Genomic DNA, 26,357 nt, shown 5'->3' with positions numbered 1-26,357 from the left:
GTGTTTAAATCTTTTATATTACTCATCCATTCTAGCTTTAAATTCCTGAATCAATCTTTAATCATTGAATATGTCATCTAAATCATCCTCTTCCCAGGCAGGGGGTTTGCGGTTTTCCCTCCTTCTCCTGATGGAGTTGCGCATAAATCCCGATGAACCCATGGAAGGGAGGGCAGAAGCACCGTCATCATTATCATCATAAGGCACTGTGCTATCGGTACTAGAGCCGGAATCATATGCAGTGCCTCGGGTATCAGCGCCGCCAGCGTATCCGCCCGATGCCATGGCTGGGGCCGCCGCCGCCATGCCGCCGTTGTAGCGAACGGATGTGGCAGCACCGCCTCCAGTGGCCATGGCCGGGGCCGCACCGGAGAAAATAGACCCAGACCCGTTCTCTCCTCTAAAGCTTCCACTGTCCGAACTACCGCCACCGCCTCCAGAATTACTGAATCCCATTGCCCTGCCAAGCACGCCGGAGACCCCGCCACCTGCAGCAGGGGGTGCGACGACTCCCGCTGCCGTGCTGGCCGCACCGGCAGCAACGCCTACCGCCGCGCTCATAAAACCCTGTACTGCGGTGGAGCCGATAAAATAGCTCGTAAGGGTAGGCACCATACAGTAAAGAATGATGAAAGCGACCGACATCAGCAGGAATTGCACGTCATTGAAACTCTGCCCCGGCGTGACCAAACCGCCAAAGACACCTCCCACGGCAGTATTCTGGTCGGCAAAATTGGAATAAATCAAATCAAGTAAATTCATGGTCAAGGCCCAGAACTGTACCGCGATGAAGTTTTGCATCCATTTCCCAGCCAGCCCGGAAAAAGCGGGGATAACGGAAAGGCAGATGGCAATGGGGCCGATTACATACAGAAAGCCTAACACGAATTGCCGGATAAACAGCACTATTTGCCTTACCAGCATTACCGTAGTCGTAGTAAAGAACTGGGTAATCAGGTTCATAAGGGAGAAGTTGGCGATGCTGTTATAGATTTTAGAATACCAGGCCCCGCCCTGCTCTACCACGTCTGCCTGCGCCACATTATCCGATTGCGCGGCGGCGGCGATACCTGGTGGGGTTGTAAGCTTCTGTAGGGCTTCGCCTACATTGCCCGAACCATCGAATAGCTGCGTTACGCCTTTGATGCCAGCCCCCAGGACATTCATCAGGTCCTGGTAAAAGAAAAGCACCAGGAATAAGGCCAATGCCTTGATAATGGGTGAAAAGTCAATCTGCAAGCCATTCCCAGATAGGTATCCCCGTCCAATGGAGATTATCAGGGCAATGCTCATAAACGTAGGCGTAATGAACCGGCACACATCCAGGACAGTTTCAAGTGAACGGTCGCAGGCCCTTAGGAAACTGTCATCAATTCCGTGGGCTACAAAGAGTAATGCTGCTTCCATATCATTTACCTAATAAGCCCGCTCTCTTATCTTCGGTGAATTGCTCCACCGCATAATCCAATCGCTGTTCAGTGAAGGTCTCAAAAACAGGGTAGCCATTTTCCATTTTCACCTTGCCGTTTTTATCAATTGCAAACCGCCTGTGCTGTTGCTGGTACCGTTTCACCAAGCGATTCAAGTGATTACGCTCCACGGGTTTGGAACTTAGGATGGCACCCAGTTCCGAGGCAGCCTCCAGAATATATACTTTCCCCTTGGTGCCTTGCTTGATAAAGAACTCCCTGAAATCGGCTGTAGAACGGACGGATTTAATTAAATCCATTTCGTGGTTGGTGAAGCCCAGCGGGGTTTGCAGTTTCGCCAGGGAGTCCGGATTCGAGTGCCGCAGGATAATTTTGGTGGAGCTGTTATTAATTAGCGCATAGCCTATTCTGCTTTCAACGATTTCCTGAATCCCTTGCGTGATAATGGTAATCGAGCCGTTGGTTTTCCGGATGGTGCGGTACATGGAAACAATGAAGTCTTCCATCACGCCGCCGGAAAGCATTGCCCAGGCTTCGTCCAGGGCAATGTATTTGATGTCGTCCGGGAATTTGCGGAACAGGTCCAGAGAGAGCTCGGTAATGAGCATGGCTACGACCGGATATAAATCCGGGTCCGCTTTGACTTTAGCCAGGTCAAAGCAAATAAGCCGGTGCTCTGACAGCTCCACGTCCTGCTGGGCATTCAGAACTTTCTCGTAGCGGCCTCCTTCAGTGAATTGCGCCAACACTAGGAAGAATTGGTGAATATCGAAGTAATTCATGTCCTTTTTGTACTGGCTGCGCATTTCCTCCCTACCGTCCGCTGTGGCAGGGGTAGCCTGCATATCCCTGTCAAACCTGCGTACAAAGCGCACAAAGCTTGCCATACCAGGCATTTCCTCGTCGGTTTGCCCAGCATTTCCTTCCTCATTCAGGTACGTGTAGTATTGAATCAGAAAGCGGCTTAGAATCGCCCTTTCGGACTTGTTGAGCGGCGCACTGTCCGCCCCGCCTTTCCACAGAACCGCCAGTAGGGCCAAATGGAAATTTATCTTTTCGTCATTATAGACCCACTTCCTTCCATCGGGGGAGCGGGGGACCAGGAACGGGTTGAATTCTATCGGGTTCTCCGGGTCATATTCAAAGTACGTGTTCTCGAAATCCACCCCGTTCAGCGACTGCACCACGTTACGGTAAGTACCGCCGATATCAATCAGGATTTGCCGCGCCTTGCGCTCATGGCGCTGCACGACAATGTAGCCGAACGTATAGCTTTTACCGGAACCGGAGGGCCCAATGACAATGGCATTCTGATTGTCCAGGTCGGTATTGAATAAGTTTACCTGCAACAGGTTTCGGTTGCGGTCGCAGAAATATTCCCCTACGTTGTCATTTTTATAGGTTGCCGTCCACTGCATGTAGCATACACCGCGGTCGGAAGTAGTGGTCAGCCACCTGTCCGGTACCTGATAGGTATTTCCCGGTAACAGGCCGAAATACAGAGGTAAGGACAGGTGCGATTCCACCACGCTTTCCGTTCCGAATATGTATCGGAAGGCGGCCATCGTTTTCTCAATGTTTTCTTTCCGGGTGTTGTCATTTGTTTCCCACAGCAGTACAGACAGGTGCAAGCCGATAATCTGCTTGTTCTCTGCCCTTACCTCGGCGGTAAATTCCTCTATTTCAATTGCCCGCAGCTGGTTGTCCTGCGTGGCGAGCCTCGACAACGAATTATTCAGTTTCCGGTCTGTGTCCAAGGTGGAAAGTGCGGCCCTGGTATCCTGCACGACAAAGGCCTGTGTCAGGATATGCGGGAACTGTAGTGCGTTGGTAAGCGGGTAGAGCATCGGGGCAGTTACCCCATAGCTGTTACGGACGGCAGGGTGTTGCTCACTTCCCTGCCCTATCATGGAGATGACGTTCACTTTGTTCTCTCCCACAGCCAGCGTCCCTGACTCGTTCAGAATTTCACGCTCCTGCCGCCGGGGCACAAAGTCAAAATTGAGGTTAAAATATTGATGGTAGAGGTCGCTGATTTCCTCCGAGCCCATGCGCATAATCTCTACCTCCCCCGTTCCCGATAACGCAGTGGAAAACTCCTGGGCAACGGCCTCGGCGATTTCCAGAGTATGGAGCAGGTTCTCAAACGGGTTTTTAATCAGGGTTTCCCCCATGCGGGAAACTAAGGCATTGAGGGCATTGGTTTTTATCGGTTTCACCTCCGCCGGGGCAAAGCTCAGGAATAGGTAGGATTTTTGGAAAAGAACCAACCGTTCAAAGAAATGCTTATTCATCCTCCCTTCGAAATAGGTCTGTTCTTTCCTGTCTTCCCGATAAGGGCGGTCGTAGTAAATATCCGTTTTCTGGACAATCGTATTGATTGGCAAAGGCCGTAATACCCCCAACAAAGCATTGTTAAATGAGATAAAGTCCTGTTGGGTCCAGGCTTCCATTTCAGCCGGTTCGACCACGAACCCTACCGCTACCCGCCCATCTTTGAAGATAACTTTATTATCCTCAAAGGAATGGACCGGCATTACGTTATTAAATGGAACCGTTTTTTGATTTTTCATCTTTTTTCTTCACTGGGGGGACAATGCCTACGGCGATGCGCCGGGGTTGCACGAATTGAAAAGAAAGCCAACCTATCAGGAAGCCGGGAGGATGGGTCTTCGTTAAAAAACGCATCACCAGAATTAATCCTACTTCCAATAGGAAAACCGCCAAATAGACTAGGCGCGGGATTTGCACCATCATGTTCAGAAACCCCAGCAGTAGCACCGAGCCGATGAACAGGCCGACCACCAAGCCCAAGTCCATGATGTTCATTCCAAGAACCTGAGCCGGTTTTTCAATACTTTTGTAAGAGCGCATATAGCTGGTGGTTAACGTACGCCTCCTTCACCGCCTACTGTTCCTACCAAGTCGTCTTTGAAGAATTGGAAGCCAAACCAAAGAATTACCCCACCGACCAGCCATCCTAAGGAGGAAAGTGCATCCGGTGCCCCGTTGACGAATTTCATCACGACCCGGATTAATCCAATCACCAGAATAATGGAGAAAATAACCTGGACAATGGTGATGATGGTTTCCTGAACCCCTTCTAATGCAGCTGCGGTGCCGCCCTGGGCCATTGCCCCGTTCGTCAGGGCTAGGCCCATAGCAGTGGCCATCATCCTTTTCTCCCATGGAGAGGCCTCATATTGGCGGCCAGTAAGCAGAAGCGAATGAATCGAACTAGAGATTTGCGCCACTAGGCCAGCACTCCTTTTGTAGGTTTCAGTAAACATTTTTTCAGTAGTTAGTTTTAGTTAATTTGATATAGAAAAGGGGTGCTTAATCCCTGGGTAAGCCGTTTCCATAAACTTTGGAATACCAAAGCGGGCGAAAGGGAGACTTTCTGAATAAGTAATTGGAAGTGTGAGTTCTAAGGCCATCGCTAAAAGACTCTAGTTGTCAATTTTTTCACTGTCAGCAGTTTTTCTGGCTACTGCATTTTTAACAGGTGAATCCGGTGAAAACAATGCGTTGAAGCCGGATTGAGCAGCAGATGTGTTGTTTTTCAATTCCGCCCTCCTCCGCCTTTTCAAGGCGATTTCGGCTTCCCTGTTCTTTTTATCGTTGTCAGTTGGTGCTGGTGCTGTAAGGGGGTTGTAGTAAAGAGATTGGGCAGGACTATCGTCTTGCCCAATCTCCGGAAATACGTCTGGGGTAATGGTATTCCTAACACCAGGCACTGAGGGGTCCTCCTTATCGCCAGCCGTAACAGAGTCAGTATGTGCCGTGGTCGCGTTCGGACTATTTCCGGAATCGGCGTAAATTGTATCACGGCTATCTTCGTAATCAATAGGCGTTCCCGCCGTGCTTATATCGTCTAGCTGTTCTTCCTCACTAAATAAATCTTCCAGTAAGGTGCCCGTAGATTCGGGGCCATCTTCAAGGTATTCATCAAACGTTGTTACAAAATCCCGGATTTCGTATTTATAAGTTCTCAGTGACCTATAATTTCCTGATTTTGATTTCCCTTTTGCCTTCTGTGCATCTTTGCCGGGCCCATAAAATCGCCACCAGAGCAAGGCCACCAATAGGGAAATTGGAATTAGCACTAAACCAATAATGTAGGTTCCCTGCGGCATATTTCTCCCTTTAACGGGAAAATAATTCGGGAGTTATACAGATAGTATTCAAAAGTTAGTAAGAAGTTATAATTTTTATTATATAAGGTAGGAAACCATCGAAAATGTTATACGTTAATTGGTCTATAGTTATTCAATAGTTTAGTTTAATTATAAGGGCGTGATTTTGAGGCAATTATTTAGTTTTTAAAAAATATAATTATATATTGTAGGCAAATATTCATAGAATGCAATTGCTAATTGATGCAGCCGAATAAGGTCTGTAGGTTAACAATTGGAAAAAGTTCTTAACGATGCCTACAACCGCCTCCGTTCAACCTTTAGGATTTCCGGACCCTAGCCTATTTGTGTTATATGCAGATGTGCTACGCTATATTCAATACCGGTTAAAACTATTAGGGCACGGCCAGGTAAAGGCTTTCTGTAAGCAATATTTATTTCCCTATACCACCGTCGTAAATCTTAAGAACAGTACCCTGAAAAGGAAGGAACACCTTCTTTTACAAAGAATTTTGGCCGCTCTGTCATTTGAAACTACTGCTTCCCGGAACCCATTATCCACCGGTGAAGAAGACCGTTATCTTTTTCTCTTTCCAGGCAAGGAGGAACTAGGGAAGTTTAAAGAGCAGCTTGCCTATATTGATAGCTTGGCTAAGTCCCCACCCCACTAAAGCCTGGGAAGGGTATTCATATTGGAAAATGTAGCGGGTTTACCCGCTATTTGTATTTTATGGATTATCAAAAGCTCAAACAAGCATGGAACGAAAATTTGTGGAGAATGACCCGCAGGAACTAGAACGGTTTAAGGAAAGGATAGACTTAGTGGAATATGCCCAAAAGCAAGGCTATCAGATAACGGCGCAGGGAAAACGCGAGGATTGGCAGCACTTGGAAAACGGCGGGGAGCATATTATCGTTACCAGGAAGGACGAAAAGCAGGTATATTTCAATCCAGGTGATGACCGCGATAAAGGGACCATCATTGATTTCGTAAAAACCAGGGAGAATAAAAACCTGGGGGAAGTACGGCAACACCTACGCGAGTACCTGAATGAGTACCCAGAGCCACAAAGAACCTTTGCGGAGGCCCCAGCTCGACTGGACGGATTGCCGGTAGGGAAACCTAAAGAGCATGGTGAAACAGCCACTGAAACGGAAACAGAAGAAGAAAAAAGAACCAGACTGATTTCGGAGGTATTAGGCGTAAAAAGAGAGTTAACTGACCGGGCTTACCTCTATAGCCGCTCTCTCTCAGATGAAACTATTGACAGCCCAGCCTTTCAAGGGCGTATATTCACCACTGAGAAAAACGAACATGGGTTCCGGAATACTGCCTTTCCCCTTTACAATGAGCATGGACTGGCCAGTGTGGAGCAGAAGAACACCGGCTATAAAAATCTACTGGAGCTGCCCAAGGACGGTATTTGGGTTTCCCACCCCACCCAAGGCAAAGGAACTTCTATTGAAAGGCTGGTTTTGAATGAAAGCGCCATTGATTCCATGAGTTATCACCAACTAAAGAATGACGGTAAGAACACCATGTACATTGCCACTGCTGGAACTGTAACCGAAAGGCAGACGGCATTAATCCAACGGGTCATAGATAAGCAAAACCCCCAGGAGTTAATACTGGCCGATGATAGGGATGCGGGAGGAAGAAGGTTCAATATTAATTACCTGAATGATTTACAGCCTGCCCGGCCATTTAAGGAATTGGCCAACCAGGAGGCTTACAGTGAGGCCAGCCGCCCGGTGCAATGGCACGCAACCGCCGGGAGGTACCATGCCAATTTGCGGGTGGAGTACCATCATGAAAACAGCCAGGAGGGGGCCGAGCGCGTAAAATATTTAACTGGTCAGGTGGAGCGTATCAATTCGGTACAGGAAGAGCCGAGTATTGAAATGAAGGTGCAACGCTCTACCGACAAGGACACGGTTATAAAACTTAGCGTAGCCAAGGCCGATACCGCCCAATTGGAAGTAATCAGCCAGGAACTCTACCGGCAACGGGAGCAGTTGCGCCCTGAGCAGGAACGGCACCCGGTAAATTTCATCCGGGTGGAATATCCAATCGCAAAAGATTATAGCCGTGATTTGGAGTTAGTCAGCCAGGGATTAAGCACTTCACAAATCCAGGCACAGGCCACGCAAGATGAGCGGGAGCGTGAAGCGCAGCGGCTACAGAAAGAACAGCTCCGAGCGGAAGCCCAACGCCTGGAACAAGCCCAGCACCTCTTGCAAGTGCAGCATCCTAACGACACCGTGGAGAGACGGCAGCATAAAGAAGGCCATCAGGATAAAGCAACTCTGGCAACATCAAGTGCGGTCTCTGCCAAAAATGATGCTGGCCAGCGGCAACCGGCCACGGAGCAACTGGATGGGCAGGGTTCTGAAAAGGAGTTAATTATTAAAGTGGAGGAAAGATATAAGGGGACGGGTGCGAGAGGCCAGGCAGAAGCTGTGAAAGATACGGTGGAACGGAGTGGAGCAAAAGTGGGCGATATTCAAAGTACATCCACTAACGGTTTAAGGCACTCAGAAATGAAAGTTGCCTACCGGACGGATGACCCGGAAATAGGCAGGATATCCAAGACTCTGGACGCAATAGGTAACCAAAAAGGGAATGATGTGGTTGAGCATCATTCAGACCGTGCCGAAAGACGGGAGATAGCGGGAAAAGTTGAGAACCATAGGCTCTCTCAGCAAGAAATAACGAGGTAGTAAACCTGGTTAGATTTATTAAGCCGTATCAAATAAGGCAAGACCATGTTATTCAAATTAAAAGTGGCTTTTTATTTAGGTTTATCAAGATAGAGGATAAAATTCCATAATTACCTTTTCCCCTACCGCCCTTTAAAAAATTTGCCAGTCGTGGCAGCATGAGTAAAAGATTAATCAATAGCTTGGGCGTTGCCTGGCGGCCGGGCTACTCCCCTACGGCGGCCACCTATAAAACTGGCTGAAAATCCAGTTTTATGCGGACAAGTGGCCGGTATCCCTAACGCGGGTTTTTCTGGAGAACCGGGGAGTATGGTATAAGTTAGGGCTGCTGGCTCAGTTGCCCTTCACCTCCAGCCCTAACTTATACCATACTCCCCTACCCTATATTCAGGAGCCTCGGAAATGGAGTATGGCCGGTTCGCAAAAAAGGCGAACCCACCATACGGATGGTACACCGGCTAAGGCCGGAAGGGGGCTATTTAGGAAGCCGGGTACGCCGTATGCGGCGGAATGCGGAACCATTCCGTTTTACTCCATGGACCCGCATCCCGCCGCATACCACGCGCCCCTCCCCCACTTCGGGAAAGGAAGAAAAAAGCAAATGGAGCGTTCGCAGAAAAAGCGAACCCACCATTTGCAAAGAATTGGGCGGTCGGGGGAAAAAGGTTTGAAAAAATTTGCGAATGCAAAAGCGCCCTTTCCAATTAGGCAAAAAAATAGGTGAGGATTTCTTAGCCTCACCTATTTCTGCGAAAAAATTCTTAGTTACATAGCCATTGCCGCAATGTTATTAAACGCCTTCTGGTCAGCTTTGAAGCGTTCGTTAATGGTCAAGGCAGATTTTCCGTTAAAAAGGGCAAAGTTCGCAGCATTATAAACCAACCACAGATTGGCTTCGGTTTCCAATTCTTTTTCCTCAAACCTTAACCGCTCCACGGCCAGGGCGGCCAGCTTCTTTGGTAAACCGGCTTCCGTAATAACTTTTTGAACGTCGGCATCGGAAGGCATGGCCACCCCTACCAGTTTATTGTATACCGTGCCGGTAACTGAATCTTTCTGCGCAATGAAGTTCCGGAGAATTTTAGTTAAATGTTCCCTGAATATTTCCAGGTTCAGCCCTTTGTGGTGGAATGTTTCCGCCAGGATTCTTTCCTCTTTTTTAATCCTCTCAATGTTTACGTGCTCTACCTTTTCCTTTAAAGCATCCAGGTATTTCTTAGGTTGACCATTGGCCAGCCAGTTAAAATATTCTTCATAGGACATAAATTCATCTGCCCAGCCCATCAGGCCGTTGGAACAGATTTGGCGATAATAGGAAACCTTTACTTTTTCTTCGTTTGTTGATTCAATGGACGAACCTTGGATATTGAAGGGGCTTTTGCCAGTATATGAATTGTTTATAATCAGGTTTTTATATATCCGCTCGTTGCCCACCTTCAAGCTATCGGGAAGGATAACATTAATGCTGAAATCCCCACGGGTTGAATAACGGGCATCAATCGTGTAATCTTTTGCCACGCTGTCCACCACCGAGCGCAGTAGCTGATTAGGAATCAACGTGTATTCATCGCTTTGCAGGGCAAAGATATGCTGTGTACCGTCCGGCATGGTACCGACGATAGCTCGTTGCCTGTCAGACGGCAGCAGATTGTAGTTGTCAGGCAAAAGGCTTTGCAATTTTTCTTCTTTTACCGGAAAACAGATATTGTCCCATGCAGTGGCTTTATCGAGGTTTGTGCTTTGAGTTGACATGGTTCCTAGGGTTAAAGGTTAATGATTATTTGCAATTGTTATTGTATGTATATTATATTATACGTTAATGTATATTAATAGATACATAAAATAATAAAAAATCACACCTCTTTTGGCCTACTTTTTATATTTAATAACTCCTATGTTTATTTTGTGAGGAAAGATTCCTCATTTTTGACCCTTGCAGTTTGCAATTGCAAAAAGCAACTGAAATTGACCGCCCGGAGGGCGGGATGTTCAACATTGTAATTTCTATGACTTCGTAAATCCTCCTCCCTGGCTATTGCTAATTTACCAATCCGTATTTTTTTTGACTGATGAAACCTAGCTTTTAGACCAGACCGGCAATTTTAAGGAATAGTCCTCCTGGATTGGAAGTGGCTTTAATTTTGTCAGTTTTCAATTTATAGTTGAACTGGAAAAGCTTGTTCAATAAATTCTCGTCGTACAAGATTCTATTAACCAGCTTCTCTTCGATGATATTTAAATCGTCCAGGATAGTCCGGGCGTTCTGCTTTCTTACATCATCGGTTGGCAACTCGAAAGCTAACGGTAATTGCTGAATCGTTTGTTTGTTTACGTAGAAACGGATGTGTGTGAAAACCCGGCCTCTTTTAGTCAATACATAGCTTATTCTAAGGTCGGTGAATTTATTGATTTGTTCCACAGCAATATCCAGAACGTTCTTTTTGAATAAGGAGATGGATGAATATTGCTCCTTTTCCTTATTCTTAGGGTCTTTTAGATGCAGGATTACCTTTAAATCATCAATAGAGTATATCTTCGTTTCTCCGATGTCTTTCCATTGGCTTGCAATCTGATAGATGCGTTTAGCCCACTTACTGGGCAGCATAAAGGCCGCCTGGAGCTGAAAGCTGGTGAAGTTGTTCTTTAAATCTATGAGGTATGGCCTTATGTTCTCAGAAATTTCAAGTTCAATCAATCCCTCCCCTTTTCTGTGTAAGGCAGAAGCCAGTAACCCCACCTGTAAAACAGTCTTATTATCCTCAAAGACATATTCCCGGCTCCTGAGCGCAGAAGTCGCCTCCAAAAATTGGCCATGGTGCCATTGCCTTCCAGTCACTTCCTGCAATTCCCTCACAGAAATTTGGTATTTTGTACCAGGTTTATCATCGGCACGCAGTTTGGAAAGAAGGAAAAACGAAATATCCATCTCAATAGCTGACATCTCATAACGTGCCGTTGTAATGGCGTTATGCTGCCTTATTTCTAATTTATGCGGTTCTTTTGCCGTTATCCCTTTTGCCATTGTCCACCAACTAGTAATTGCACAACTTTCTGCCAAATATAGAAAATTTAAAAGAAAAAACAAGTACCAAAAACTTTACTAGCTTTTGACTGATGAAACCTTGCTTTTCCACATATCAAACCTAGCTTTTCACGTATTAAACCTAGCTTTTGACTGATGAAACCTTGCTTTAAACGGATAAAACCTAGCTTAAAGAGCGCTTAATAGCCAGTAAGCCAATATCTTATGACTCCTGCAAATACTAAACAAATAATATAAATACTACAAACTTGTAGTTAAAAAGTTAGGCTTTTAGAGGTTTGGTTTTGGGGCAGACGGGAAAAAATGAAAGAAAAAACAACAAAAAAATCCAAAAAAGTAGGAGCTTTGCGCGCGCGAGTTGCATTTTATCAATAATAAATATAAATAAGATTATTAAAAGCTAGGTTTCATCAGTAGGCGAGTCCTTTTTAATACTACATGCTAAAATGAATAGTATTAGGCAGTGATAAACCAGGTTTTACTGATAGAACCTAGCTTTTGACTGATGAAACCTAGCTTTAACTTAATTAAGTTATAAAATTAGTGTATAAATTGGATAAAAGTAAAGATTTTGCAAGTGTTTACAATCGCAAAACTACTTATCCGTCCGAGTTCTGTTAATCTTACCTGTTTTAAGAAGGTGCTTTTCATACAATCTGAATGCTTCTTCAGCATAATCTGTCAGATTTGATGGGCCACCACTTCCATTTAACTGAACCAGGTTGAATTTTGCATCTAACCAAAGAGAACTCAACAGCCTGACATTCTTGGTTTCCTCCGGCTGATTATCAGCACTTGGGGCCGTTTTCCTTGCAGCGGCACGAGCTTTCTTTCCTTCCGGAGCGGGAGAGGCAGACTTCCCGGCATCCACTGGCTCATGGGCTAAATTATTCTCAGCCCGCTCTTCCCCCCTACTCTCACCCTTGGAACCCATATCAACTAATGGGGTAATTTCCGATGCTGGTGTATCCGGTTTAGCAACTGGAGCCGTTTCCGTCTTTATGCTTTTTACCATCGCTTCACCAGCCATGTTTGAACGGGCTGCTTCACGTGAAGCTTGGGGAACCACGATACGTGCTTTCCCGAATTTTGGCGCACCTTGCTTTTTAATCTCTTTTTTCTCGCTTTGGCTATTGCCGTTATTTTCTTGTTCAGCCATTTTCCTATTCTGTTACAGATTTTATGGGTAATTCCATCCGTTCAATTAATTCATTGCAGACAGCATGTATTTCTTCTGAGACATTTTTATCTCCACCTACATAGCGCAAATAAGCGGGTGTTGTCAGGCTATACAGAGTGGATGCGCGTTTGTAAGCTGCCCGGTAGCTAAGAGAGGATTTAAAACGAGCTAATCCCAGGGCATCCACATAATCATCCATTTCCTGTTCCTCCTTATTGTTTGAGCGCTTAGTGGAAATACCGAAATACTCAAAGGGTATTTCTGCCTTATCCGCCTCTGTTTTAATCGTTTGCAGGATATGCATGAATTCAGCCGTACTTGCTCTATCCAGATAATCAGCAACTAGTGGAACTATGACCGCATCACAGGCAGTAAGCGCATTAAAAACATCATCGCCATCGGCCCGGCCTGGCACATCAATGAATACTAAATCGTAATCATTTTCCGGGTTATCCACAAAATCAAAAATTCCATTTAAGTCAATTGAGAAAATATCGAAGGGATATGTAGCATCCGGGTTAGACTCTTTTAGCAATTGCAAACTTTCCTCATCTATCTGGACACGGGTTTTCACGATGCTTTGCTGGTAGTCACAGTCCAGAACCGCCACTTTAAGTTTGTAGTCTATTGCCAACGCTGCTGCCAGGACAAGGGTCAACGTGGATTTACCTGACCCTCCTTTTTGGGTCGCAAAACTTATAATTTTCATAACTAACTTTTTTCTAAATCACTTAGCTTCTTTTTACAAAGTTATAATAATATAGGTTTATAACTTTATCATTGCGCAATTTTATATTTAAATAGATTTATAATATTATTGATTTGGTTTTCTATAGCCTTATAAGAGAATAAATTTAGAATACTATAAAAGTATATTATTATAAAAGTGTAAAACGGTATGACTATAAATTTATAATAATATTGGAGCATACAACAATAATTTTATAATATTATAATTATATAGGTTTGAATTACTATACGACTATACCTTTATAATAATATAGTTGTATAATATAATAATACGATAATATTATAACAATAGTAATGTGTAGTCAATCTTTAGTGAATACGTTATAACAATATAAACTTATATTGTTATAACGTATTCACTAAAGATTGTTGATTTCATAGAGTTTATATTTATATAACCTTATAACATTATAAAATTATTTTATTGAGTAGTGGTAAGACCTGCAATACATTAATCTTTGGGAACCATCACTTCCAAGTTTACCTCACTAAACAACTATACATTAAGAACCTAAGTTTAATGCGTGGTAGTTTTTTTCTTTTAGTTTTAGCAAGAAGAGCATTATAAATGCAATACTAAGGCATTGATTTATAAAGACTTAGTTTTAAGCATAGCTAAAAATGTAGATAATGTAACTTAAGTACTTAATAGTCAGTAATATTTTGTAGATATATAGTAGAGAAATTGGGATTTTAAATAGTATGAGCAAACTCGAAAAAACAAGCACTACCAGTGCACGCCTTAATGCAGTGACACATCATTTATTAGCCAAAGAAGCTAAACGCCTGGGCTTGTCTGCGATTGATTACCTAGATGCGGCCGTAAACTATTTCGGTACAAGAGGATTGAATCCAGTTGAAATTGAGGCAAGAGAAGGTGCTTTGATAATGCAGGATATTAAACGTTTAGGCGACCGGATATTTGGTTATATGCAAGAGCAAGAACGAGGATTACTATCAGTGATGTTGGAAGAGTTGATACGTTCAAGGGTGACGATTGACCGTGTGTTACGCATGGAAGAAATTGTGTTGAGTACGTGTAAAGACGAGGAGTTGAGAAACGGAAAAAGTAAACTCAAAGCCTTGAGAGAACAGAACGAAGGTGCTATCACCAATCAACTTAAGCTAATATTTGATTCAGCGAAAGAGATTGCGCCTGGTAAAAAGAAGAAACTGGAGCATCCGAAAGCAGATGCCTAAGAGGAGAATGGCATGTATATAAAACTGATAAACCCAAAATCACACGGTCTAGCAGCCTATGACAATAATGGCAGCAGTCTGCAAACGCTCAACTATTTGGTTCATGAGGCAAAGAGGGAGGGAGAGGATTTAGGGGTTTTTTTTAATCAGGACAGCGATGGTTTAAAGCCTGAGCGGGTACAACAGGATATTGACTCCAATGTGAAAGGACTTACTGCGAAAGATTCTAAATTCTATTCCCTTATCATAAGTCCCAGTGCAGATGAGCTCGCGCACATCAAAAATGATGAACAACTATTGAAAGCCTATACCCGACAGGTCATGGAACTATACGCCCAAAATTTTAACCTAAAAGGGGACCAGCGCCTTGCCTCCAAAGACCTGGTATGGGCTGCTACTATCCACCAAGACCGGAGCTACCGGGGAACAGATAATGAGGTATTAGCTGGAGAGGCAAAGGTGGGCGATAAGCGTCCAGGCTTGCAGACGCATGTGCATATAATTGTCAGTGCGCGGGACAGGAACCAAAAGATAACCTTGAACCCCAATGGACGCAAGAGCAGGTTTGACCTGATAGACTGGCAGCGGAAGTCAGGGCAGCAGTTTGAGCATCAATTCAGATATACCGCAAAAGAGAAGGAGAAAATAAAGGTCAAGCAACGCGATGCAAGCCGGGATGCAACCAGGTCCATACGTATAGGGGAGCGGGTAGAAGATGTTAATAGAAATGTGCCCAAAAGCCAGAGGCTTGATGGCGAACGCGTAAAGGAAATCGCCGTTAGCAGAAATTTTGACAAGACTTTTTACCGCTCCTTAAAACGGATTGAAACGAAGGCGCAACAGGGAAAGCCGATTGATAATGCGTACTATCTACTGCAGACGGGAAGGGAGCAACCCATACCAAGCAAGGCACCGGTCAGAAATTTGCTGCACGCCTTCCAGCGCGCGGTAAACTCAGGTACAGGAAAGGATATTAAAACAGAAGAAATAGGAGAGCGGAAAAGCCGTAGGAATGGAGAAATGGAAATTGACTAGGGCCGCTATGTCTTTTTCATTTTGCAATTGTGAAAATATTTAAGCACTCAAGTCTACCGGGACAAGGGGTAGGGGATGCCAAGTAAATTGTGAGGCCATTTTAAAAGATACATTTCCGGAGCAGGCGCAGCTTTGTGCTAGACTTCCTTGGTAAGGCAATGGGAGCCATATTTTATTTTAAGAAGAGATAATTATGCAGGTACCTACACCGGGTAAGAATCAAAACCTAGCTTTGGTTATTGGATTAGTACTTTTAGCAATAGCTTTTGGGGATTATTATGTATTACTCCATCAAGCAGAAATACGCCAGGCACGTGCCTGGATGAAAGCAAATCCCGAGCTTACGCCACAGCAAAAGAGAATTGCCCGGCAGATTGAGCTGAGGCGGCAGCAAGCCGACCGTATGAGGACAGGGGTAAGTAAAAATACTGAATCAGTCAATGGGGTGGCGAGTAGGGACAGCATCAGGGCCGTAGAGGGGGCAGCGGATGGATTGGGGAGTGCCGGAAGTGGCATTAAGCAAAAGTCTCTCTTGAAAGCAGACAGCATATACAAAAAGGCCGGTGTTTACTTCCGACTTTCCCTACTGGTTGCTTCGCTTGCATTTCTCTTCATTCAGAAGGCCCCGGAAAGGAAATTAGGGCAGCCCAAACTTAAACCGATACCTGGAAAAAGCAGAAAGGTTATTTTCCTGCTTTGCGGTGGATTTTTCCTGATAAGTGGCTATGTGCTTTTAACAATTGCGAAGTTTCCCTCGGATTTTATTCTGTACGGCTACCCCATGGCCAGCTTGTTAGGAATTCTCAGCACCTTCGTCGCCGGTTTGGTTATTGCCCGCAGCAAACGGCCAGAATTCGGACTAACCACTGAACGTAAAAAGCTTAATTCAGAAAATGGTTTCAGCTTGCCCACCCAGGACGGAGGTTTTATAAACGTTCCAAACGCTTTTCGGGGGAATCTGGTGTTAGGAGGTGCGGGGGCTGGCAAGTCCTACAGTATTGGGGAACCGGTGATAGAGCAATTTGCCAGTAAAAACTGGGCAGGTTTGATTTACGATTTTAAATTCCCTGTACTAACTGAAGTCGCACAGCGTGCCTTAACCCTTGCTGCCGAACAAGCGGAAGCCAAAGGCGAGCCTGAGCCCAGTGTACAATTTCATGTCATCAATTTCCGGGATTTATCCCGCACGGAGCGACTTAACCCCTTAAGGCCCGAGGAAATGCCCGTAGTTGCCTTTGCCGAAGAATACAGCCGGGCAATCATCAATAACCTGAATACAAATACCATTAAGAATTCAGGGGAGTTTTTCAGTACGTCCGCGATTGCTTATTTAACGGGCATCATTTGGTTTTACCGCAAGAACTTCCCAGCATACTGCACCATCCCCCATGTAGTTGCAACGGCCCTGTATAAGGATTTCAGGCACGTTTTATCAATGCTGGATACAGACATAGAGTGCGGAGATATGGTCCGAAGCCTCATCACCGCAGTAGAACAGAAGGCCGAGAAACAAATTGCCGGGGTCGTGGCCACCTTACAGATTATCCTGAGCCGCATAAACAGCCCGGAAATCGTTTGGGTGCTTACCCCAGATGAAAGTAGGGGAGAGGGGTTCTCGTTAAACCTGAATGACCCTAACTGTCCAAAGTTATTGTGTATCGGCAATGACCCCACCCTGAAAGATACCTTTTCACCGGTTATCAGCTGTATCATGACCGTGGCGCTCAAACTGATGAATCAGCAGCGGAAGCACCCAAGCTATGTTTTCCTAGATGAGGCAGCGACTATCTATGTGCCTGGCCTGGAGGTAATCCCCGCGACAGCCAGAAGTAATAAAATAGCTACTATTTACATGAGTCAGGATGTGAGCCAGATGGTTGATTCCTACGGACGGGATAAAATGCAGGTAATGATTAGTAACCTCAATAATTGGTTTATCGGGAAAGTGAACAACATGGAGACTGCTGAACTCATTTCTAAAATCGTTGGCCGGGAAGATAAGTCAATGGTATCAACGAGCAGTGGCAGCAGCACCGGCGGTGCCGGACACCGGAACCGGAGCCAGAACCAAAGCGTAAGCCTTCAGGAACGGAGTTTGGTCCGTATTCAAGATGCCGTTGGGTTAGAGCAGGGAGAATTCATCGGTCAGACTGTTGAAACAGAATCTACCTTTTTCCAAGGGCGGATAGACCGCAGCGATGCACCAACGGAAATACATGAACTCGAACCATTTGCGTTTTTTACAGACGAGGGTGAAACCGATTCTCAGGAAGCGCAAAGAATAATAGTCCAGGCGAACTACCAAAAAGTGCGCGACGAGGTAAAAGAAACAGTGGAAATGTATCCTAACACGCTGGCTCCCGGAGAGGAGTAGCAGCGCTACTACGCTCTGTTTATACTGGCTTTTTCGGCCATTTTTGCGTATATTGTATAGAAGATTGGGTGAAAAACAAAGTATGGAAAATAGCAATTGGAAACCTGGAGGCACTTTTTTCAAGCCTGCCCCCGCAGGGTTGAGCATTGAGGAACTGGCAAAGAGAGCGGAACGTGAAAGCATCGCAAATCATGGCTTTGCTCTTGTTATGAGCAATGGGCCGATGCCCGATGGGGAAGCCTTGGAATTTATGCAGAAGTATGTAGACGGAGAGTGGACCCTGCGACAAGCATTGGATGAGTTGACGAAGTACCACGGACTGGATTCGCCAAGCCCGGAACCAGAACCAGCAAGCATGACATTGGCCGTTCCCGAGGAAGCGGCCAATTCTGTTTCAGATTTGCCTGATTCCGACGAAGAGTATTGGAACGCAAAAATGTCTGTTGACCAGACTTTCAATAGGAAGGAATCATTCAAAGAGAATTCCATGGCAACCTTACCCGACCTTTTCAATGATAGGGCAGAAGGGGAGAAGAATGGTTAACTTTTACAATTGCAACCATGGCGAAGCATGACGGATTCAGCGACGAGAACGGGGTTCTACTTAACCATAAGGGTATTCGGAACAGGGAAGCCCTGGCGCGTCTGGAGAATAAGTTTGCCGGTTTCGGTGCGGCCATCCTGAAAGAGGAGGGAGGCATTCCCGGTAAGTTCGACCAGGAGCATTTGCAAAAAATCCATAAGGAGCTTTTTCAAAAGGTCTATCCATGGGCCGGTGAGACCAGAGCGAACAGGGGAGGCTTCCAAGGCATAAAGGATACTGTGGTCAACCTAGTGCCTCAGGAAATGAGGTATGCCCCTTTCAAGGAGATAGAACAGCGTTTGGAAGCCATCAGCCAGCAACTCCAGCAGGAAAATAACTTGAAAGGGTTAGGCCAAGAAAAATTCATAGAGCGTGCTTCCTATTATTTAGACCAGTACAATCACGTTCATCCCTTTCGGGAGGGTAACGGTAGAACCCTGCAAGCCGCTCTTACTCAGTTAGGAAAAGAAGCCGGATATGACATTGACTTTAACCGGGCAGAGCCCGCTAAGTATAATGAAGCCAGAAAGTTTGCAATTGTCAAACCTTACGCTCTTCAGGAAGCACATAAAAACTTAGCTCCGCTAAAAGAGTTTCTACAAGAAATCACCACCCCGTTGCCTGGTATTGAAGCCGAGAAAGCCAGGACAGAAGGAGCTGCAAGAACTCCGGAGTCCTCGGCAGCCATGAAGCGTATCGAAGCATTGCGGGAGCTTGAGGTGACCGGCAACCGGATAGCTGACCGGTGGGATATCGTGGTGAAGCAGCAAGTAAAAAGCATTGTGGAAGAACCTAAGAGCCTGAAAAACTATGAGAAGGGTTTACGTACTATTGGCAAGTCTATTTTAGAGGGAGGGGCGAAACCTGAGCATTACCTCTATCAGGATGCCGAGCGATTTACAAAAGCAATCGACCAAGTGAAATATGTATCCGCTGGAAAGGAGATTCCTGTTTTAAAGGCACCTTCGTCAGCGCAACAACTCCAGAGTGGCCAGCCAAAGAACCACACGGAAGCAAAAGAGCTTTTTATTAAAGCTTCGGCCATCATAAGCTTGGAGTTGAAAGCCCATGGGAAAGAGACGGAAGGGGAGAGGTTGCAAGACGTGGCGAAATTCGTTTCCAAAGTACCTTATGTCGGAGGGGTGAACAAATCTCACGTCCATAACGCGCTTGGCGCTTCGGCTACAATTCCAGGCTTAACAGAAGGAGGCGCTGTAAGTGATATAAAAAATGCCATCAGTATCTTGGAAAAGCCCGAGAGGGCCCAGAGGCACGGCACTGCTACCAAAGAGCTACACCAGGATAAGGGAGGGGTGGAGCGATAAATGGTCGGGTAGGTTATTTAAATTTTAGGTTTTCCTGTTTCACATCAAAATCATCAAGGTAGGAAAATGATTTTTCACCGATTGATTTCCCGTCTTTATAAAAAGTAAATTTGACTGTCATCGGCCCAGCAGTAGCCACTGGGATAGGGCTAATGATAAAATTGAATTCTATTTCTCTGGAGAGGTTCTGAGAAACCAATGTGATTATGGGGCTTGATAAATCACTATTATCTAAATAGTTATCCGTTGTTTGATTTTTCTCAACGCTGTTGAATTTCAACGTCTGGCCATCCACATCAGGAGTAACGGCTATTAATGATTTATTGTAATTAGTATAATCCCCAGCCTGCTCAATCACCACTTTATAGGTGTCGCCGTCTGGGTTTATGTCTTTATCCTCACTACAGGAAAATAAGAGGATAAGCACCAGGAGGTAATAATACTTCCTCATCACATAGCGCTTTATAAAGTTAGACAAAAGTTATTTAGAACTTATACGTCTAATGCCTTTATGCGGATAAAGAATTGGCAGCAAGTTTAGGAAAACTTGCTATTCAGTTGTTAAAGATGCTGCTATTCTTTTCCTCCTTTTTTGATAACCGAAGTTGTGTCAATTGATAGGGGAGCAGAGAAGGAGCTATATGTTATACAAGAAGGAGTCTAGATATTATCTAGATGGAAGGAGACAGCCTTTTCATTGCCTGGGCGTTGTAGAAAATACGCCCTTCAGTTGTGAAGACGTGGCTACTGTCATTTCTTTCCAGAACCTCCCAAATTTCCTCGTAGGGAATTTTAATGCGGAATTTCTCTTCGGGCTGATTTCGGTTCAGGAGTACATCACACGCTAGCCCATCAACTGTTAATTCGACATTCCAAGCTGCTTCCTGATGGAAATAGATACATGCAATATACCATCGTTCAGAAGTCGCCGCTCCTGAAGGGAGGTGTTCGTAATAATTAGCATTGACCATATAGTGCTTTGTGGGGTCAGCTAGGCCAGATATTATCTGTTGGAGTGCTTTTAATAAGCTTAAATTTGGGGTGTCCTGGAGCTCCTGCATACTATTGGTTACTGTTCTTTTCCAATTGTTAAGAACCCTTGATATTCTGCTAAATCCTCCGCATCCATCTGTTGCCGAATATATTCTTCTAACCCTATATCGTTTTTTTCATTCACATACCGTGTAAAAGAGAGAACACTTTTGCACCTTTCAAAGCCTTTCTCCTGCATTCCTTTTCTGACGGTTTCGGGTAATCCTTCCAACCATTCATGATAGTCCTGGAGACTGGGGGAGAAGTCTTTGGCGGCCTGATGGTACCGGTAAGTAATGTTTCCTATTGTGAAAAGCAGTTCATTGAATCGGCGCTGGTCAGCGGGACAGCTAGCTAAAAGTGCTTCTTGGCTACTATTGCAATCCTTGTCCGGGTGTTTTATTTTAATCATTTAAATGTAAATCAGGTTGAAGTTCTGAGATAAGGCATTAGCGATATAGGTATTTTTCCCCCTTGGCGGTTAGTCGATAAAAATTATCTTCCATCTTTATTAAATCGTCACCTACAGCCTTTTCAATGATTTCCTCTATGCGTTCATTGTAAACTGGAGAGAGAAACTGGTCACGAGTGGCCATAATGCTCCCAAGCACTAAAACATGTCCACTTTGCACTCTAAAATGTTGGAATATTTGCATGAATTGTGACACCCCCTGCTCTAAATCAAATGTGCCATAGACCTGGCTGGCTCCCTCTTCAGTAAGGTAATAGGAATTAAACTTCCCGTTATTTTGAATCCTAATAATATCTTTATCTATCAGGGACTCAATAATACTATATACATTGCTGCTTGCCAGTGGTGAAAGGAACCTATCTTTCGTGTGGATGATACTAGGTTCCATTACAGGAGTGGAAGCCGTTACTTTGAAGTGTTTTAGTAATGCTAAAAAGCTTCTTTCGTCTTCTGACAGGTTTATCCTCATAATTCATTTATAACATCCACTTCAACCAGTTTTAGTAGATAGGGTGATTTTTTACAATTGTAAGGGTATTAAGTGATTAGTTTGAGTTTAAAAGCGTGTGCTGCTCCATTAACTCAATGAATTTTGCCGGGTCAACTCCCTTCTTGTCTAATCCAATTCTTGAAAGCCCCCGAGTTAAGGCATTCCAGCGCTCTTTTGTTTCTTTTGAAAGCAAGGATTCCTTCATGGAAATTTGCGAGTGTTCCTCCCGCAAGAAGTATTCTTTTAACTCTTCGGGACAGTTCTGAATCTCCTGTAGTATCTCTTGTTTCAATTTTTGCAGTAACTTCTCCTCGTAATTCGACAAATCCGCTTTCAAGTTTTGTTCTATCTTTTTCAAATCTTGCTGGTAGTTGCTTTCCAGATTCTTGTACTCCGCTAATTTCTGCTCTTTCTCGGTCTGAAGCAGCTGCAAACTGGCGTTTAGCTGCTGCTTCAAGTCCTGCAAATCGGCTTGGTAAGTCGTTTGTATCTTTATGAATTTGCTCAATTCTTCGTTCTTCAGCTCTAAGGTCTCGGTCAATAGCTGCTTCTTCTCGTTCAATTTCTCCTCTACTTCGTCCAAGGCTTGTGATTTCCTCTGAGATTCTAAGTTCAAGAAGTCCTGATTTTCTGCTAAGGTCTGCCGTTTCTGCGTCAAGGTCTGCTGCTTTTCGCTTAAAATCAGATTCCGCTGCAGCTGCGATTGCTCGAAATTCTTCTTCCTCTCGGCTAAGCTGCTCATGTTGGTATTCAATTTTTGCTTCTTCTTCTGAATATTTGCCGACAAGCTCTCCTCGGTGCTTTTCCTGAAGTCTGCGCAGTCGCTCTTGATTATCTGCTGTATTTCCCTCAACTCTTGATATTTCGTCTCTAAAGCTTGATTCAATGTCTCGGTATGGTTTCGCTGCCAGGCATTTGTTAATTCCACGTACAAAGCTTCTAATTTGCGCTGCTCGGCACTCGAAAGATTCTTCAAAAAGCTTTCTTTGGAGTTCATCAACTGGTGGTACTCCCACTGCATCTGGGTTGGGAACTGGTATGTAGTCAGCGCGTTCTTGCTCATGGTTATATACCCACTTTGTTTTTTCTGATTTGTAAAAGGTGTCCTCTATTTCCTGTGGAGAGTCTTTGGGTATGCGGACTAGCACAGTATCAATCCCTAGCCGCCTTATTTTTACCCTTTTCTCCAACGTCAAGCTGTGGGTGGCCACTAATTCAATGAAAAGAATAGGTTGGTAGTCTTTATTGAAAAAAGTAACGTCCGGTTGAATAAGTAGAAAGCGCTCATCTACGTCCTTTTTCTTTCCCCACTTAATCTCTCCGTTTTCATTTTCATAGAAGCAGGTTTCATTCTCTACCGTGTGTGCTTCAATGAATTGGTCCTCCTGTAGTAAGTTAGCTAGTCCGTCATGCCCCTTTGGGGGGTATTTGTAAACCGGCGGTACTTTAATCCTCTTGATTTGCTGGAGAATATCTTTGGCTAGTTTATGCCGGTGGGTTTCATCTGAGTAAGTACACTTTCTGTTTGGCTCTACCCCTTTGGGGTCATGCCGGAAGTAAGACTGATAATTCTCAATCTTGAATTTAACGGCTTGCATTTCCCTTCTGCAGCCCAGGCAGAAATATCCTTTCTTACCGCTGCGTGCCTCGGAGATATGGATAATCTTATCCTCAACATTGTAGGCATAAACGTTACCTTCGTCTTTTTCCACTTCCATGCTAAAAGATACTACTTTTCCAGCTTAGCTAAAAAGTACAAAATGAAAATATTTTTATAAGTTGTCTTGGCAGGATGTAAATTTTAGTAGAGAGGCGGTTTGATAATTTCCCTAAATCTGTTACGCTAGCTTTTGCCGCTTCCGCTATAAAACCAATCTCCATAGTCTTCACCGTTGTAGCAAGGAAAGCTTCCGATTAACAATTTTTCGGCGTTTTGAGGAAGGTAATAACCAAAAGGATGTTCTTCTATTATTAAATTATTTTTCATTTCTTTCAATGCACTTGAATTTAAAATAAATGCATTGGTGCAGTTATTATATCTATTTTTAGTCTGTTTTCCAGAAAACAGACTAAAAATAGATATAAGCCTTTGAGGTCTTGGCAGATGAATTGCTGTCCTGTTACTCTACAGAATTCCTATTAATATAATTTTATTTTACATTCAGAAATCACTCGTTTAGTATAGAAAAAATGCTTTACATAGGAATGGGTCCACACTTTTAGACCAAACGGCTTGGTCCCTAAAATCATCATCAAGGGGTTTGGGAGCCGGGCCTCCTTGTGATTAGCAATTGCAATCAGCGTCTCCTCGTCCCGGCCGCTTAAGTATGCATTTGCTTTCGGGTGAGTATGCCAATCCCCCAGATAGGTTTCGGTTTGTCCTGAATCAGCATAGTGCGAACTGATTTCTTCAAGGTGGTATTCATTGTCCGGAATAAACGACCGCTTCAAATGAATCGCCTTGGAGCCAGGCCCTATAACGGCAGTTACTACGGCTTCATTATTATTTCCCCAATAGCCCATTAATATGCCCCCTGTTTCTAAAGGCATTTTCTTAATGGTTTCAATCAGGATAGCATTATACGCTGACTCCTTTAGCCAAACTGTTTGCAAGGGGCTATTCACCGGAGCAATAAGGGCATTCGGGGTGACGTTTCAAAGGAAAGGTTTCCCAAATAGGGGCAATAGGGTTTTGGTCATCCATAAGCTTGACGACACCCACATCCCAGCTAAAGTCCGGGTAGCCTCCAGGTGTGTCAGAAAGAATGGTTGATATGGCCAGCCTAACACCAGCCAAAGTCACATTCTGCAAATCAAAGCTCGCCCCCGTGAAGGTTTGGTTGCCGCAGCCAGCGGCCTGTATCTCACCTGCATCATCCTTTACAGGAACTGGTATAAGGCCAGTATTCTGGGCGTGTTTGAAACACATCCAGCAGCCTTCAGTCTTGCCAGGCACTACCCGCATCACCAGACCGCCCCATGCGCCAGGTGTTGCGTGGATACAGATATAAGGTATTTTCCTTCTTTTTGCTTCTTCAGAAAGGAAATGGCTAACCCCAGATTCTGCGGATGCGTCAAATAAAAGGGAAACCCCACCCAACAGCTCTTCCATGGTCTGTTGCTCTGTTGGTAATCCTTCCTTGATATTTGGTGCAAAAGGCCGAACACCACCAACGCGATGGTGAAATGCTTTTACCTTGGTCTGGGGGTAGTTTTCGGCAATAAATGTCTCTAATGCCTCGGTTTTCAATAGTCCCGCTGAAGCTAGTCCTAATGGCCACCGCACAGTGGGAGCAGGCTCTACTATATCATAATCCATGAGCCTTAGTTCCCCCATCTGGTTACGGGCAAATTCTATGGCAGCTGGTCCCCCTAACGCTCCAAGTCCCACAACTGCAATTTTGTGTTGCTTCAGCCCTACTAACTTTGGGGCCCTGATTTGCAAATCGGATTCCCCAACCCGTATGGCCTTCGCATAATAGGCGAAATTCTTAGTTACCGTTTGCGGCTTCTTTTTCCCAATTGCAACTTGTTCGTTAACGGTTCCTGTAACCAGAAACAACCAGCCCAAACCCATTACCCCAGGCCCTACCTCCTCTGGGAAGTTAAGGCCTATTATTCCTGTAATCTTGGTTCCGTCCTTCAGAAGCAAGGGCTTACGGTTTAAAGTAGCAATGTTGGTTTGTTTGGCTATCAAGCTATTGAGCCATTTTAAATCATCCGGTCCGTTGCCATGGGGTGGGCGTTCTGATAAACGCACTAAGACCCCCTCAAACTTTGCTGGGAACAGTTTGTTGAATGAACCTGGCAACTGACTTATAGACTGCCCATCCATCGCAAAGGCTTCCAACACAGCCATTCTGGTTGGCAAAGTTGCTTTTTCCGGGAGTCCTACGCGTATTTTCCCAATCTGGGCAATTCCCGCCTCCATAGTGGGTATTGCATCAAAGGCTGTCCCGTCAAAAATGACAGGGTTATTCAACGCGTTGTAATATTCACTTACCGGTTCAGCCTGCTCGTCTGGGTCCGCCAAAATTAGCTCAGGGTCTGTAATAGCCCCTTTCACTAATACCTTTGGGAGTTGCGATTGCAGAAAGGACACCAAAGTCCAGTCCAGGTCCCAGTTCTCTGTGGGGCGTGGTATTAAGCATAAGTTCTTGCCAAACGGGTTAAAATGCCGGGGCAGATTGATATTGAGGGCATGGACCTCAGGCCTGAAATAGGGATAATTATCTGGGAAGTTGGCTTCCAAACTTATTGGCCCAGGCATGCCTGCCAAGTCAAAATTAGAATTGGTGTTTTCAATGACTAGGTTAATCTTCATAATACCCTGACTGTCTGCGGTTGCATCTATCTCAAAGGCAACGCCTGCAGCAGTCAGGGCATCTATTTCTCTTTGGAGAAAATAGGGATTGGCTTTATACCAAGGCAAATGATTCATTGCAAGAACTAAAAGGTTATCCTACAGGTCTGTCCCCAGGGGGTTTAGGTGGGTTTTTCGGGCCTGGGTCCGGTTTGCCTGGAGGTCTTCCCGGTCCTGTGGGATTTCCAGGGGGAGTTGGGTTTCCCGGTGGGTTTGGATTGCC

Annotated in this window: 24 protein-coding genes; 7 read left to right on the top strand and 17 right to left on the bottom strand. The window is 44.9% G+C overall.

The genetic code is table 11. From position 1 onward, the window contains the following. Positions 1 to 57 precede the first annotated feature (57 nt). The 5 genes from EFA69_RS06205 to EFA69_RS06185 form a co-directional block, all read right to left on the bottom strand. Positions 58 to 1,407 (bottom strand): hypothetical protein, encoded by a 1,350-nt coding sequence (locus EFA69_RS06205; RefSeq protein WP_123132244.1) that lies wholly within the window; start codon positions 1,405 to 1,407, stop codon positions 58 to 60. A gap of 1 nt (position 1,408) precedes the next feature. Further along, positions 1,409 to 4,003: a VirB4 family type IV secretion system protein gene (locus tag EFA69_RS06200; RefSeq protein WP_148041278.1), complete on the bottom strand. Its 2,595-nt coding sequence runs from the start codon at positions 4,001 to 4,003 to the stop codon at positions 1,409 to 1,411. Beyond that, positions 3,975 to 4,304 (bottom strand): hypothetical protein, encoded by a 330-nt coding sequence (locus EFA69_RS06195; RefSeq protein WP_148041277.1) that lies wholly within the window; start codon positions 4,302 to 4,304, stop codon positions 3,975 to 3,977. Before EFA69_RS06195 ends, EFA69_RS06200 begins: the two co-directional genes overlap by 29 nt. An 11-nt stretch (positions 4,305 to 4,315) precedes the next feature. After that, entirely contained in the window at positions 4,316 to 4,720 is a 405-nt protein-coding gene (locus EFA69_RS06190; RefSeq protein ID WP_123132241.1) for a hypothetical protein, read from the bottom strand. A 159-nt stretch (positions 4,721 to 4,879) separates the two neighbouring features. After that, a complete protein-coding gene (locus EFA69_RS06185; RefSeq protein WP_123132240.1) occupies positions 4,880 to 5,566 on the bottom strand; it encodes a hypothetical protein in 687 nt (228 codons plus the stop codon). 293 nt (positions 5,567 to 5,859) lie between these two features. On the opposite strand from EFA69_RS06185, the gene EFA69_RS06180 reads away from it, so the two are divergent. Beyond that, positions 5,860 to 6,237 (top strand): hypothetical protein, encoded by a 378-nt coding sequence (locus EFA69_RS06180; protein WP_123132239.1) that lies wholly within the window; start codon positions 5,860 to 5,862, stop codon positions 6,235 to 6,237. An 85-nt stretch (positions 6,238 to 6,322) separates the two neighbouring features. Continuing rightward, complete coding sequence (locus tag EFA69_RS06175) at positions 6,323 to 8,287, top strand: toprim domain-containing protein (protein ID WP_123132238.1); 1,965 nt, start codon at positions 6,323 to 6,325, stop codon at positions 8,285 to 8,287. 765 nt (positions 8,288 to 9,052) lie between these two features. Here the strand turns inward: EFA69_RS06175 and EFA69_RS06165 are convergent. The 4 genes from EFA69_RS06165 to EFA69_RS06150 all read right to left on the bottom strand — a co-directional run bounded on the left by EFA69_RS06165 (position 9,053) and on the right by EFA69_RS06150 (position 13,219). Then, entirely contained in the window at positions 9,053 to 10,039 is a 987-nt protein-coding gene (locus tag EFA69_RS06165; protein ID WP_148041276.1) for a hypothetical protein, read from the bottom strand. A 331-nt stretch (positions 10,040 to 10,370) separates the two neighbouring features. Next, positions 10,371 to 11,309, bottom strand: a complete 939-nt coding sequence (locus EFA69_RS06160) for a replication initiation protein (protein WP_123132235.1) — start codon at positions 11,307 to 11,309, stop codon at positions 10,371 to 10,373. A 616-nt stretch (positions 11,310 to 11,925) separates the two neighbouring features. Beyond that, complete coding sequence (locus tag EFA69_RS06155) at positions 11,926 to 12,489, bottom strand: hypothetical protein (RefSeq protein ID WP_123132234.1); 564 nt, start codon at positions 12,487 to 12,489, stop codon at positions 11,926 to 11,928. A 4-nt stretch (positions 12,490 to 12,493) separates the two neighbouring features. After that, positions 12,494 to 13,219 carry a ParA family protein gene (locus EFA69_RS06150; RefSeq protein ID WP_123132233.1) on the bottom strand — a complete coding sequence of 242 codons (726 nt, stop codon included), beginning with the start codon at positions 13,217 to 13,219 and terminating at the stop codon, positions 12,494 to 12,496. Positions 13,220 to 13,962: 743 nt separating this feature from the next. Here EFA69_RS06150 and EFA69_RS06145 point away from each other — a divergent pair. From EFA69_RS06145 to EFA69_RS06125, 5 genes are all read left to right on the top strand, one after another. Beyond that, on the top strand, positions 13,963 to 14,460 hold the full coding sequence (locus tag EFA69_RS06145; RefSeq protein WP_123132232.1) for a BfmA/BtgA family mobilization protein: 498 nt from the start codon (positions 13,963 to 13,965) through the stop codon (positions 14,458 to 14,460). A gap of 12 nt (positions 14,461 to 14,472) precedes the next feature. Then, positions 14,473 to 15,495 carry a DUF5712 family protein gene (locus EFA69_RS06140; protein ID WP_123132231.1) on the top strand — a complete coding sequence of 341 codons (1,023 nt, stop codon included), beginning with the start codon at positions 14,473 to 14,475 and terminating at the stop codon, positions 15,493 to 15,495. 193 nt (positions 15,496 to 15,688) lie between these two features. Then, complete coding sequence (locus tag EFA69_RS06135) at positions 15,689 to 17,869, top strand: TraM recognition domain-containing protein (protein WP_123132230.1); 2,181 nt, start codon at positions 15,689 to 15,691, stop codon at positions 17,867 to 17,869. Between the two features lie 82 nt (positions 17,870 to 17,951). Then, the gene (locus tag EFA69_RS06130) at positions 17,952 to 18,413 is read left to right on the top strand and encodes a hypothetical protein (protein WP_123132229.1); all 462 of its coding nucleotides are present in this window, start codon (positions 17,952 to 17,954) and stop codon (positions 18,411 to 18,413) included. A gap of 17 nt (positions 18,414 to 18,430) precedes the next feature. Continuing rightward, positions 18,431 to 19,777, top strand: a complete 1,347-nt coding sequence (locus tag EFA69_RS06125; protein ID WP_123132228.1) for a Fic/DOC family protein — start codon at positions 18,431 to 18,433, stop codon at positions 19,775 to 19,777. Positions 19,778 to 19,790: 13 nt separating this feature from the next. On the opposite strand, the gene EFA69_RS06120 is transcribed toward EFA69_RS06125, so the two are convergent. From EFA69_RS06120 to EFA69_RS06085, 8 genes are all read right to left on the bottom strand, one after another. Continuing rightward, positions 19,791 to 20,228 carry a beta-barrel fold lipoprotein gene (locus EFA69_RS06120; protein ID WP_123132227.1) on the bottom strand — a complete coding sequence of 146 codons (438 nt, stop codon included), beginning with the start codon at positions 20,226 to 20,228 and terminating at the stop codon, positions 19,791 to 19,793. A 220-nt stretch (positions 20,229 to 20,448) separates the two neighbouring features. Next, positions 20,449 to 20,838, bottom strand: coding sequence for a hypothetical protein (locus tag EFA69_RS06115; protein WP_123132226.1), 390 nt, complete (start codon positions 20,836 to 20,838; stop codon positions 20,449 to 20,451). 8 nt (positions 20,839 to 20,846) lie between these two features. After that, complete coding sequence (locus EFA69_RS06110) at positions 20,847 to 21,221, bottom strand: hypothetical protein (protein WP_123132225.1); 375 nt, start codon at positions 21,219 to 21,221, stop codon at positions 20,847 to 20,849. A 37-nt stretch (positions 21,222 to 21,258) separates the two neighbouring features. Beyond that, positions 21,259 to 21,750, bottom strand: a complete 492-nt coding sequence (locus EFA69_RS06105; RefSeq protein ID WP_123132224.1) for a hypothetical protein — start codon at positions 21,748 to 21,750, stop codon at positions 21,259 to 21,261. Positions 21,751 to 21,881: 131 nt separating this feature from the next. After that, entirely contained in the window at positions 21,882 to 23,489 is a 1,608-nt protein-coding gene (locus tag EFA69_RS20095) for a coiled-coil domain-containing protein (protein ID WP_148041275.1), read from the bottom strand. A 125-nt stretch (positions 23,490 to 23,614) separates the two neighbouring features. Then, complete coding sequence (locus tag EFA69_RS20235) at positions 23,615 to 23,758, bottom strand: hypothetical protein (protein WP_183906706.1); 144 nt, start codon at positions 23,756 to 23,758, stop codon at positions 23,615 to 23,617. Between the two features lie 152 nt (positions 23,759 to 23,910). Further along, entirely contained in the window at positions 23,911 to 24,384 is a 474-nt protein-coding gene (locus EFA69_RS06090) for a Mov34/MPN/PAD-1 family protein (RefSeq protein WP_221175684.1), read from the bottom strand. Positions 24,385 to 24,388: 4 nt separating this feature from the next. Next, the gene (locus EFA69_RS06085; RefSeq protein WP_123132220.1) at positions 24,389 to 26,212 is read right to left on the bottom strand and encodes a ThiF family adenylyltransferase; all 1,824 of its coding nucleotides are present in this window, start codon (positions 26,210 to 26,212) and stop codon (positions 24,389 to 24,391) included. Positions 26,213 to 26,357 lie beyond the last annotated feature (145 nt).

The organism is Rufibacter immobilis (assembly GCF_003721565.1).
Lineage (GTDB): Bacteria > Bacteroidota > Bacteroidia > Cytophagales > Hymenobacteraceae > Nibribacter > Nibribacter immobilis.
This window is presented reverse-complemented; position numbering and strand designations above follow the sequence as displayed.